Source organism: Nocardia sp. 149-1B (assembly GCF_057747975.1).
Map to the genome: position 1 here is coordinate 2996722 of NZ_CM173233.1, position 11598 is coordinate 3008319.

The following is an 11598-nucleotide window of genomic DNA, read 5'->3' on the forward strand; positions in this document are numbered from 1 at the left end:
GAGGATGGGCCGTGTGAGCGCCGTACGCCGTCCGACGACCATCCCGCACGGGCGGACCGCCCGCCGGCTGGAGTGGCCGCACCTGCCGCGGCACATCCGCGCCCTGATCGAGGAGCGGTGCGGCTCGCCGGTGGTCGACGCCCAGTCGCAGGGCGCGGGCTTCACCCCGGGGTTCGCCTCAGTGCTGACCTGCGCGGACGGGTCGCGGCACTTCGTGAAGGCCGCCTCGCAGAAGGCGCAGCGGATGTTCGCCGAGGCCTACCGCGAGGAGGCGCGCAAGCTGGCCGCACTGCCCGCGGACGCTCCGGCTCCCCGGCTGCTGTGGGTCCACGACTCCGGGGAGGCCGAGGACTGGGTGGTGCTCGGCATCGAGCACGTCGTGGCCCGTCAGCCCGCCCGGCCGTGGCGTGCGGACGACCTCGCCGCGTGCGTGGCGATGACCGAGCAGATGGCCGCGACGCTGACGCCGGTGCCGGACGGGCTGGTCGTCGATGACTTCGCGGTGGAGTTCGAGGGCTGGCCGGCGTTCTGGGACGCGGTGGACCGTGAGCACGCCGAGAGGGCCGCTGCGCTGGCCTCGCGGTTCGCGGAGGTGACCGCCGGCTCGACGCTGGTGCACACCGACATCCGCGACGACAACCTGCTCCTCGCCGACGACGGCCGCGTGCTGCTGTGCGACTGGAACTGGCCGGTCGCCGGGGCCCCGTGGATCGACCTGCTGTTCCTGTTGATCGGCCCCCGAGGCGACGGGCTCGACGTAGAGGCGGTGCTGGCGGGCTCCCCGCTGACCCGCGACCTCGACCCGGAGGCGGTCGACATCGTGATCGCCCTGGTCACCGGCTACTTCCTCCACTCAGCGGACCAGCCCGCGCCGCCGACCTCGCCGTACATGCGCGACGCCCAGCGGTGGCAGGGTGAGGTTTGCTGGGACTGGCTGTGCGAGCGGCGCGGGTGGGCGTGAACCCGGGAGGGGCTGCGGGCGAGCAGCGGGCGAATTGGGTGCTCGCGCTCCGCGCTGCTAACCTTGTTCGTCGCGTGTCCGGCTGTCCGCACGCCGATCCGCACCCCCCGACATCAGACCCTGACCACACCGACGAGAAGGCTGCTCCGTGGCGAACATCAAGTCCCAGATCAAGCGCAACAAGCAGAACGAGAAGCGTCACGAGCGCAACAAGTCCGTCAAGACGGGCCTGAAGACCGCCGTGCGCAAGTTCCGCGAGGCCGCTGAGGCCGGCGACAAGGACAAGGCCGTCGCGTTCGGCCGCGACGCCGCCCGCAAGCTCGACAAGGCCGCCTCGAAGGGCGTCATCCACAAGAACCAGGCCGCGAACCGCAAGTCCGCGATCGCCAAGAAGGCCTCCTCGCTCTGATCTTCAACACGTTGGCCCGCCCGAGTCTCTCGGGCGGGCCTTCGTCGTCTCCTGAGCGTGCAGACGCGCCGACTCGGCCCCCTCACGCGTGCAGACGCGCCGACTCGGCCCCTTGACGCTCAGCGGGGGTCGCGGAGGCCGGTGACCGTGAGCACCAGGCGCTCGAGGGTGTAGGACGGGTCGCTGGCGGCGCCCTTGATGTCGGCGTCGGCACGGGCGATGGCCCGGATCGCGTGGGCGATGCCGCCGTCGGACCACCCGCGGGACTGGTCGCGGATCGTGCGCAGCTTCCACGGGGGCACACCGACCTCACGGGCCAGGTCGGCGTCACGCATGCCGCGCGGCGCGGACATGTAGCGCGCGACCCCGCGGGCCCCGCCGGCGAACGCGGAGGTCACCAGCACGGGCGCCGTGCCGCCGTCGAGGGCCCAGCGCAGCTCCTCGAGCGCCGCGGTGCGGCGACCCCAGAAGGCGGCGTCAGCGACCGCGAAAGACTTCGCCTCGGCGCGGCCGCCGAAGTACTGCTTGACCTTCTCGACGCTCAGCGGCTGTCCGGGGAAGTCGTTGGTGAGCTGGCTGGCCGCCGCGGAGAGCGACCGCAGGTCCTGCCCGACCGCCTGGACGAGGAAGTCGGCCGCCTCCTGGTCGATCGTGGAGCCATGGCTGCGGACCTCCGCGGCCACGAACGAGGGGTACTCCGAGGGCCGCAGCTCCCCGGACTTGGACTCGCTGACGGTCTCGAGCTTGCGCAGCTTGGTCAGCGTGCCGCTCCCCTTGGCACCGCCGCCGTGGACCAGCACGAGCGCGACCTCCTCGGCCGGCGCAGCGGCGTAGGCCAGCAGTCCCTCGACCGACTCCTCGGGCAGGTTCTCCAGGGCCCGCACGACCACGCACCGGATGCTCGAGAACAGCGACGGCGCGGCCAGCTCGCCGAGCGTCGCCAGGCTGAGGTCGCCTCCGACGGTCTCGGAGAACTCCGACTCGGCGTCGTGGGCGCGGACGGCGTCGCGGACGGCACCGACGGTGCGCTCGTTGAGGTACTCCTCCTTGCCGGTCACCAACGTGACCCGGCCGAGGACGTCTGCCGCGCGCGGCTGTGAAGGACCTGCCATGGTGCGGCAAGCCTGCCACAGCCCGAGGACACCCCCGGTCATCGGTCGACGCTCACCGGGTGTCGGTGAGCAGGTCGCCGTCCCGCTCGATCACGGCGATGTCCCCGTCCTGGTCCGTGCGCAGCACCCGGGTGCCGGCGGCCTCCAGCGGCGCGAGGGTCTCCTCGGCGGGATGGCCGTAGTCGTTGTCGGCGCCGACCGACACCAGCGCCACCCGGGCACCGAGGGACAGCAGCCAGTCCTCGTCCTGGTAGCGACTGCCGTGGTGAGGCACCTTGAGCACGTCGACCTGCAGCCCGGGCAGCGCCGCCGCCAGCGCTGCCTGCCCCTCCGGTTCGACGTCACCGGTCAGCAGCAGGCGCAGGCCCCGCACCTCCACGAGCAGCACCACGCTCGACTCGTTCGCCGTGCTCCCGTCCCCCGGCCCCACGGTCGGTGAGTCCGCGGGCGGCCAGAGCACTTGGAAGGACACCTGGCCGACCTGCCGGGTCGCGGCGTACGGCGCCGGCACCGGGTCCAGGCCGGTGCCCGCCAGCGCGTCGCCCACCGCGGCGACGCCCTGGGGCGGGTCCTGCAGCCGGGTCGTCTCGACCGCACCCACGCTCCGCCCGTCGAGCACCCCGGGAAGGCCATCGACGTGGTCGGCGTGGAAGTGGGTCAGCACGACGAGCGGGATCGTCCGGATCTCGAGCCGGTCCAGGCAGCCGTCCACCAGCCCCGGGTCGGGCCCGGCGTCGATGACCACCGCCGTGTGCGGTCCGGCGTTGAGCACCAGCGCATCGCCCTGGCCGATGTCGCAGACCACCAGCACCCAGCCGTCGGGCGGCCACCCCGGGGTCGGCAACCGCACCAGCACGGCCACCACCAGCACCAGGCAGCACCCCAGCCCGGTCGAACGGCGTCGGAGCAGGAACGGCCCCGACAGCGCCACCACGACCACGACGACCGTCAGCGCGCCCAACGCCAGCGCTCCGGTCCCCCAGCCGACCGCCGCAGCCGGCAGCCCTGCCCCACGGGTGGCGACCACGACCAGCCAGGCCACGCACCATCCGGCCAGCGTGCCGAGCAGCCGGCCACCGGCGTCCCAGAACAGGCCCACCAGCCCGCCGCCGAGCCCGAGCACCGTCGCCGGACCTACGACCGGGGCCGCAGCCAGGTTGGCCGCGACCGCGACCAGGCTGACCTGCCCCGAGATCGCGGCCACCACCGGCGTGCAGGCGAGCTGTGCCGCGCACGGCACCGCGATCGCCTCGGCCAGCCAACGGGGCAGCCAGCGGGCCAGCGCGTCGCGCCACCCGGGCGCCAGCAGCAGGATGCCGGCCGTGGCCAGGACCGAGAGCGTGAACCCGGGCGAGGCGGCCAGGCCCGGCTGCACCAGCAGCAGGGCCAGCACCGCGACCCCCAGGGCCCGCGATCCTCGCTCGCGGCCCTCGGCGCCCATGGCGAACAGCGCGACCGCACCCATCACCGCGGCCCGCAGCACACTCGGTTCGGTGCGCGCGAGGAGCACGAACCCCACGATGCCTCCCGCGCCCACGACGTAGAGCAAGCGGCCGCGCACCCCGCACCAGCGGGCCAGCACGAGCAGGAAGCCGACCACCAGGGTCAGGTTCGTGCCCGAGACCGCGAGCAGGTGGGTGAGGCCGGTGGCTCGGAAGTCGTCGGCGAGCGCGTCGTCGACGGCCGCGTCGTCGCCGTCGACCAGGGCGGGCACGAGTGCCTGCTGGGTGTCGGGCCGGTGCGACACGGAGTCGCGGATCGAGGCGCGCACGGCGGCTGCCGCGTCCCACCACGGGTCCGGGGCGCCGACCACCTCCGGGGGACCCCGGGCGCTGAGCACCGCGGCGAGGTCGCCCCCGTCGGCGGCCGACAGCCTGCCCGAGCCGGACACCCTGGCGCCGAGCGGGAGCCCGGCCCAGTCGTCGTCGGCCATCACCAGCACGGGCGCGGCCAGCGCGTAGGTCGCGCCACGCCCGGTCACCTCGCGGACGTCGAGCCGCACCAGCACCAGGTCGCCGTACCGGCCCGCCGTGCGTCGCGGGTCGGAGGTCACCGTGCCGACCACGCGCACGGCCGCACCCTGCGCGGCCAGCCGCGCCACAGGGCTGTGCGCGACCTGCTCGATCCGCAGCGCGGCGACCCCACCGACCGCGACCAGGACCAGGACCACCGCCGACCAGGTGCGCACCGCACCCGGTCCTCGGCGGCGAGCGACGAGCCAGCCCGCCACCCCGAGCCCGGCAGCGGTCGGCAGCAGCCACCAGCCGAGCCCACGGGCCGCCAGAGCACCGATCCACGCGGCGGCGCCCAGCAACAGCATCCGCAGGTCGGGTGGGCGGCGGCGCCGCTCCTCGATCACCGTCCGGCCCCCGGGTCAGACCGTCACGTACGGGGCGAGCTGCCCCAGCGTGGCGTCGCCGATGCCGTCGACCTCGAGCAGCTCGTCGACCGAGGTGAAGCCGCCGTGCTCGTCACGCCAGGACAAGATCGCCTGAGCGGTCACCGGGCCCACCTCAGGAAGCGCCTCGAGCTCGGTCTGCGTCGCGGTGTTGAGGTTGACCAGCGGTCCTGCGGGAGCACCGGGCGTGGGCACCGCGGACGCTGCGAGCGCCGGGGGCGCCGGCCCGCCCACGATGACCTGTTCGCCGTCGACGAGGAGACGGGCGAGGTTGAGCCCGGACAGGTCGACGCCGGGACGCGCACCACCCGCGGCCTTCAGCGCGTCGACGACCCGGGCACCGGCGTCGAGGACCACGATCCCAGGCCTCCGGACCTTGCCGGTGACGTCGACGGTGACGCTCGGACCCGTGGCGCTCGCCGAACCGGACGCGGACGCCGAGGCGTCGGCGGCCACGGGCGAGGCGTCGGTGAGGGGGCTCTGCGACACGAGCGCCGCCGGCGTCGGGTCGAGCGACGGCGCCTCCAGCTGGTCCGCGTCGCCGCGCACCACCCACCAGCAGGTGAAGCCCAGCCCGAGCGCCACCACCAGCGCGACCACCGCGACCTGGGCCGACCCGAGGGCCACCCGTCCGCGCAGCGTCGACGGGACGAGGGCAGGCACCAGCGACGGTGCTCCCCCGGGCCGTCGCGCGGCGTGCCGACCGGGTAGGGGCACCGGTGGCGGCCCGGGTGGCGGTCCGGGCGGTGGCCCGGGTGGCGGCAGCGCGGGCGGCTCGGGCGTGGCCGGCCGCGCCCCCGCGAGCTCGGCGCTGAGCAGGGCGAGCCGGCGGGCTACGGCCTCGTCGTGCTCGGGAGTCGATCGGCGGGTGGACATGTCGGCGACGCTAGGCACCCGCGGGGACCGCCCGGGCCGGTCCCGGACCGGGTTGTGGAGGACGAGGTCTCGGACCAGTCTGTGGACGGCAGGTGGCGCGGGTTCAGAGCCGCGGGGCGACGCAGACCGCGATCATCCCCGGCCCGACGTGCGCACCCAGCACCGCGCCCAGCTCACCGGACCACACCTCGCGCCCCTCGAGGTTCGCCTCGAGGCGCCCCGCGAGCCGCTGAGCGAGCTCCGCGGCCCGGTCGGCGTTGGCCAGGTGCCCGACCCACACGTCGACGGCCGCATCGCCCGCGGCCTGCACCGCGAGCTCCTCGAGCCGAGACAGAGCGCGTGCGGAGGTGCGCACGCGTTCGAGGGATGCCACCACGCCGTCCTCGATCTTCAGCAGCGGCTTGACCGAGAGCGCCCCGCCCAGCAGGGCTGCCGCCGCACCGATCCGGCCTCCGCGGCGCAGGTACTCCAGCGTGTCGACGTAGAACAGCGAGGCCGACGCAGCGGCCCGAGCCCGGGCCGCGTCCGCGGCGGCGTCGGCATCGCCGCCGGCGACCAGCACGTCGGCAGCGGCCAGTACGGCGAACCCGGTCGCCACGCCCACCTGGCGGGTGTCGACGGGCACCACCCGCACAGACGCGTCGCGGGCCGCCAGCTGAGCCGACTCGAACGTGCCGCTCATGTCTCCCGACAGGTGGATCGACACGATCTCGGTGGCGCCGTCGCGGGCGGCCTGCTCGTAGACCTCGAGCAGCGCGGCCGGTCCCGGCCGCGACGTGCTGACCGGCTTCCACTCCTTCAGCGCGGCCGCGACCAGGTCGGGCGTGGCTCCGTCCGTGCCCTCGTCGTAGACGGTCGCGCCGATGACCACCTGCAGGGGCACCACCACGACACCACGCTCGGCCGCCAGCTCCGGAGGGAGGCTGGCGGTCGAGTCGGTGACGATGACGACCGGCATGTCGCCGAGGTTAGAGCACTAGACGACGACGTTGACCAGCTTGGGCGCCCGGACGATCACCTTGCGGACCGGACGTCCGTCGATCGCCTTGACGACCGCCGGGTCGGCCATCGCCAGCTGCTCGAGGTCGGCGTCGCTGATGTCGGTGGCGACCTCCAGGCGCGCGCGCACCTTGCCCTGGATCTGGACGACCGCGGTCACGGACTCCTCGACCAGCAGCGCCGGGTCGACCTCGGGCCAGCCGACGCGGGCGACCGTGGGCTCGTGACCCAGCCGCTCCCACATCTCCTCGGCGACGTACGGCGCGACCAGCGACAGCAGGACCGCCACGGCCTCTGTGGCCTCGCGCACCGCCGGGTCGGCCGGACCGCAACCACTGTCGATCGCCTTGCGGGTCGCGTTGACCAGCTCCATCACCCGGGCGACCATCACGTTGAACCGGTACGACTCGATCATCTCGGCCGCATCGTGCACCGTCCGGGCCGTCGTACGCCGCAGCGCGACGTCGCCACCGTCCGCCGAGGTGCCGGGCTCCGACGTGACGTCACCCGACAGCCGCCAGGCTCGCTGCAGGAACTTCAGCGACCCGGCCGGCGACATGTCGGCCCAGTCGATGTCGTCCTCCGGCGGCCCGGCGAACACCAGCGTCAGGCGGACCGCGTCGACCCCGAACTCCGCGAGTTGGTCCCCCAGACTGACGCCGTTGCCCAGCGACTTGCTCATCTTCTTGCCCTGGTTGATCACGATGCCCTGGTTCAGCTGGGCGGCGAACGGCTCGCGCACCTCCAGCATCCCCATGTCGGCCAGCACCTTGGTGAAGAAGCGCGCGTACAGCAGGTGCAGCACGGCGTGCTCGACGCCACCGACGTAGATGTCGGCGGGCATCCACTTCTTCGCCTGCTCGACGTCGAACGGGCCGTCCTCGTAGCCCGGCGAGCAGTAGCGCAGGAAGTACCACGACGAGTCGACGAACGTGTCCATCGTGTCGCTGTCGCGCTTCGCGGGTCCGCCGCACTGGGGACAGTCGACGTTGACCCAGTCCTCGGCGGCAGCCAGCGGCGAGACGCCCTTGGGCTTCAGGTCTGCTCCCCGCAGCTCGGGCAGCTCCAGCGGCAGCTGGGCGTAGGGCACCGCGACCTCGCCGCACGCGTCGCAGTGGATGATCGGGATCGGCACGCCCCAGTACCGCTGGCGGCTCAGCAGCCAGTCGCGCAGCCGGAAGTTCACGGTCCCGGTCCCGGCGCCGTCGGCCTCCAGCTGATCGATGATCGTGCGGATGCCGGTGGCCTTGTCGGTGATGCCGTCCAGCGCACCGGAGTTCACGTAGGTGCCGTCGCCGGTGGTCGCGGTGTACGTCGTGGCCGGGTCGTCCGCACCAGGGACGTCGACGACCATCCGCACCGGCAGGTCGAACTTCTTCGCGAAGTCCAGGTCACGCTGGTCGTGGGCGGGCACGGCCATGATCGCGCCGGTGCCGTAGTCGGCCAGCACGTAGTCCGACGCCCACACCGGGACCGGCTCGCCGCTGACCGGGTTGGTCGCGTGGACGCCCAGGAACACCCCGGTCTTGGGGCGGTCGCTGGACAGCCGGTCGATGTCGGACTCCTTGCGGACGTCGTCCAGGTAGGCGTCCAGGGCCGGCCTCTGCTCGTCGCTCACCAGCTCGGCAGCCAGCTTGGCGTCGGCCGCGACCACCATGAACGTCGCGCCGTACAGCGTGTCCGGCCGCGTGGTGAACACCCGGATCGGCTCGTCACGGCCCTGGACCGCGAAGTCGACGTGCGCGCCCTCGGAGCGGCCGATCCAGTTGCGCTGGGCGGTGACGACGCGGGCCGGCCAGGTCGGCTCCAGGTCGTCCAGGCAGTCCAGCAGCTCCTGGGCGTAGTCGGTGATCTTGAAGTACCACTGGGTCAGGTCGCGCTTGGTGACCTCGGCGCCGCAGCGCTCGCAGCGGCCGTCGACGACCTGCTCGTTGGCCAGCACGGTCTGGTCGTTGGGGCACCAGTTGACCGGGCTGTTCTTGCGGTAGGCCAGCCCGCGCTCACGGAACTTCAGGAACAGCCACTGGGTCCAGCGGTAGTACTCCGGGTCGGAGGTGTGCAGCCGGCGCGACCAGTCGAAGGAGATGCCGTAGCGCTTGAACGACTCGTACTGCGTCTCGATGTTGGCGTAGGTGTAGGTCGCCGGGTGCTCGTTGTTCCTGATCGCTGCGTTCTCGGCGGGCAGGCCGAAGGAGTCCCAGCCCATCGGGTTCATGACCTCGAAGCCGCGCTGCCACCAGTACCGCGCGATCACGTCGTGCAGCGCGGTCACCTCCGCGTGACCCATGTGCAGGTCGCCGCTGGGGTAGGGGAACATCGTGAGCGCGTACTTCTTCTCCCGCGGGGAGTCGTCGTCCGCCCGGAAGGGCTCGAGCCGCTCCCACACCGGCAGCCACTTGTCCTGCACGACGCGCACGTCGTACGCCGCGGCCTCCGTCGACGCGGGGGCCTGCTGGTTGTCGGGCTGGGTGTCCTGCTCGCTCATCTCGTCTCTCTCACGATCGGTGTCGTGGACCTGCTCCGGGCACAAAAAAGCCCCTCGGGCACGAGGGGCAGCCGCGTCGGGATGGTGCGCTCGACGCGGCTAGGTAAGGAGCAGGGTCCTCCACATGCAGGCAGGATACCCCTCCCCCGCCTCGGTGGTCACAGTGACGCCCGCTCGGCCTCGAGTCACTCGTTGACGAGCACCGGCACGCCCACGGCGGCCGAGACGACCCGCGGAGCGAAGCGGTGCGGCACGGCGATGCGGAACTCCTCGAGCTCCGAGGGGACTCCCTCGTGCTCGACGTCCTCGGTGGCCTCGTCGAGGTGGTACGTCGCGCGGCCGGTGCCGAGCAGGTGCCCGCGCGCGTCGTAGAACCCGGCGAGCACCTGCAGCTCGAGCACGTCGCTGACGTCGCTCGTCACGTGCAGGCGACCGCTGAGCGCACCCTCGCCCAGCCGCAGCCGGTCGAGGGTGAAACGGTCGTCGAAGGGTCCGGGGACCGTGCCGACGGTGCCGGGGCGGGGCGCCGCGTCCGCGAGGCCGGGCAGCTCGGGCTCGCCCGTGGCGGGCGTGAGTCCCGGCAGGGCGGTGCGCGCGACCGCGGCGGGGTCCGGTACGGCGGCGCCGGCGGCCGGGTCGTCGGACCCCGAGCCGCCGACGGCCAGCCAGGTGACGGCGACGGTCGCGGCGAGGACGGCCGCCGCGACGGCGAGGCGGAGGGTGGTGCTCATGGGCGGATGCTCCTGATCGATGTGCGCCGACGGGGGCCGGCCGCGACCGGCCGGCCCCCGCACGTGCGAGCTGGACGCCTGGAGGTCAGGACGTCAGGTGCAGCGCCTGGCCGACGATGTCGAACAGGTCGGTGTTGTCGATGCTGCGGGCGAGCTGGTCCGAGCCCTTGCCGTAGGCGAAGACCGGCACGTCGGCGCCGGTGTGGTTGCCGGACAGGTAGCTCAGCCACAGGCTCGCCTCGGGCGAGCCGTCGGTGACGGACGCCGGGTCGTCGGGCGTGCGGAACGTCGCGGGGGCGAAGTTCTTCGCGTCGTTGACGCCGGCGCCGTTCACGATGCCGCTGGAGCGGGCCGGGTCCTTGGCGCCGCTGGAGGCACGGCTGGGCGTCGAGTTGTTGGCGGTGTTGCCGCTGTCGACGTTCGCCGGCGGGGCGACCGCCTCGGCGTTGGTGTAGGTGCCCTTCTCGATGATGTTGAAGCCGGCGCACTCGTGGTCGGCGGTGACGATGACCAGGGTGTGGCCGTCCTTCTCCGCGAAGTCACGGGCCACCCGGACCGCCTCGTCGAACGCCTTGGTCTCCTCGAGGGTCTGCGCCGCGTCGTTGGCGTGCGAGCGCTTGTCGATGAGCGCGCCCTCCACCTGCAGGTAGAACCCCTTGCTGTTCCCGCTCGAGAGGAGCGAGATGGCCTTGCGGGTCATCTCCGCCACCGAGGGCTCCAGTGCCTGCACCGAGGCGGGGTGCTCCCGCTTGTACTTCTCGATCGTGAGGTTGCCCCGGTTGAAGAGCCCGAAGACCTTCGGGGACTTGGTCGCGGCGAGGTCGCCGCGGGTGGCCACCTTCTGCGTGGCCGGGGACCCGAGCACGGTGTAGCCCTGGCTCTTCAGCGCCGCCTCGTCGTCGGCGTCGAAGCGCGACAGGCCGCCGCCGAGGATCACGTCCGCGGTGCCGTTGCGGGCGATCTGGTCGGCGATCGGCGTCACGCGGATGTCCGAGGTCGGCAGAGCCGACCCGGTGATCGCCGTGTTCTGGCAGGCCGCGTCGGAGTACGCCGGGCCCTGGCAACCGCGCAGCAGCGCGTGGCTCATCTGCCCGGCGGGTGTCGCGTCGGTGATCTCCGCGGTGGAGACGTTGCCGGTCCGCAGGCCGGCCTTCTTCGCGTACTCCATCAGCGTCGGGACGACGGCGCCCTTGGCGTCCACGCCCAGGGCGGCGTTGTAGGTCTTGACCCCGGAGGACCAGGCGGTGGCCGCGGAGGCGGAGTCGGTCACATAGTTGGGCGCGAAGTCGGCCGAGCCGGGCTGGCCCGACATCGGCTGGACGGCGTACGTGCTCACCTGCCCGACGGCGGGGAGGGTCTCCATGACCAGCTTGCCGTCGGCGCCGTAGTAGCGCTCGCGAGCCGCGGTGACGTGGGTGCGGCCCATGCCGTCGCCCAGGAGGTAGATGACGTTCTTGATGTCGTTGTTCTTCGGCTTGTCCGAGGCGCGGACGTCGGTCGCGTTCGCGACGCCCAGGGTGCCGATGACGCTCGAGGCGACGGCGAGCGCGAGCACGAACGACGTGCTGCGTGCGGGTCTCCGCATCAGAGTGTGGTCCTTCCGGTGAGGGGCGCCGGGTGCGCCCTC

General features: G+C 73.1%; 9 protein-coding genes. 2 read left to right on the top strand and 7 right to left on the bottom strand.

The window, feature by feature from the left end; genetic code table 11:
- Nucleotides 1-13: 13 nt before the first annotated feature.
- Nucleotides 14-961, top strand: a complete 948-nt coding sequence (locus tag AC3ANS_RS14355; RefSeq protein ID WP_488292261.1) for a phosphotransferase — start codon at nt 14-16, stop codon at nt 959-961.
- 148 nt (nt 962-1109) lie between these two features.
- Complete coding sequence (gene rpsT / locus AC3ANS_RS14360) at nt 1110-1370, top strand: 30S ribosomal protein S20 (RefSeq protein WP_488292262.1); 261 nt, start codon at nt 1110-1112, stop codon at nt 1368-1370.
- 119 nt (nt 1371-1489) lie between these two features.
- Here the strand turns inward: rpsT and holA are convergent, their stop codons facing one another.
- The 7 genes from holA to AC3ANS_RS14395 all read right to left on the bottom strand — a co-directional run bounded on the left by holA (nt 1490) and on the right by AC3ANS_RS14395 (nt 11556).
- Nucleotides 1490-2482: a DNA polymerase III subunit delta gene (gene holA / locus AC3ANS_RS14365; protein WP_488292263.1), complete on the bottom strand. Its 993-nt coding sequence runs from the start codon at nt 2480-2482 to the stop codon at nt 1490-1492.
- A gap of 52 nt (nt 2483-2534) precedes the next feature.
- A complete protein-coding gene (locus AC3ANS_RS14370; RefSeq protein ID WP_488292264.1) occupies nt 2535-4841 on the bottom strand; it encodes a ComEC/Rec2 family competence protein in 2307 nt (768 codons plus the stop codon).
- 15 nt (nt 4842-4856) lie between these two features.
- Nucleotides 4857-5756 (bottom strand): ComEA family DNA-binding protein, encoded by a 900-nt coding sequence (locus AC3ANS_RS14375; RefSeq protein WP_488292265.1) that lies wholly within the window; start codon nt 5754-5756, stop codon nt 4857-4859.
- Between the two features lie 103 nt (nt 5757-5859).
- On the bottom strand, nt 5860-6714 hold the full coding sequence (locus AC3ANS_RS14380; RefSeq protein WP_488292266.1) for a DegV family protein: 855 nt from the start codon (nt 6712-6714) through the stop codon (nt 5860-5862).
- Nucleotides 6715-6732: 18 nt separating this feature from the next.
- Nucleotides 6733-9240: a leucine--tRNA ligase gene (gene leuS, locus AC3ANS_RS14385; protein ID WP_488292267.1), complete on the bottom strand. Its 2508-nt coding sequence runs from the start codon at nt 9238-9240 to the stop codon at nt 6733-6735.
- 185 nt (nt 9241-9425) lie between these two features.
- The gene (locus AC3ANS_RS14390; protein WP_488292268.1) at nt 9426-9971 is read right to left on the bottom strand and encodes a hypothetical protein; all 546 of its coding nucleotides are present in this window, start codon (nt 9969-9971) and stop codon (nt 9426-9428) included.
- Between the two features lie 85 nt (nt 9972-10056).
- Nucleotides 10057-11556, bottom strand: coding sequence for an alkaline phosphatase (locus AC3ANS_RS14395; RefSeq protein ID WP_488292269.1), 1500 nt, complete (start codon nt 11554-11556; stop codon nt 10057-10059).
- Nucleotides 11557-11598: the final 42 nt, after the last annotated feature.

Coding starts and splice junctions, on each gene's coding strand:
- holA (WP_488292263.1), bottom strand. CDS start 2,482: ATGGCAGGTCCTTCACAGCCGCGCGCGGCAGACGTCCTCGGCCGGGTC.
- AC3ANS_RS14375 (WP_488292265.1), bottom strand. CDS start 5,756: ATGTCCACCCGCCGATCGACTCCCGAGCACGACGAGGCCGTAGCCCGC.
- AC3ANS_RS14380 (WP_488292266.1), bottom strand. CDS start 6,714: ATGCCGGTCGTCATCGTCACCGACTCGACCGCCAGCCTCCCTCCGGAG.
- leuS (WP_488292267.1), bottom strand. CDS start 9,240: ATGAGCGAGCAGGACACCCAGCCCGACAACCAGCAGGCCCCCGCGTCG.
- AC3ANS_RS14390 (WP_488292268.1), bottom strand. CDS start 9,971: ATGAGCACCACCCTCCGCCTCGCCGTCGCGGCGGCCGTCCTCGCCGCG.
- AC3ANS_RS14395 (WP_488292269.1), bottom strand. CDS start 11,556: ATGCGGAGACCCGCACGCAGCACGTCGTTCGTGCTCGCGCTCGCCGTC.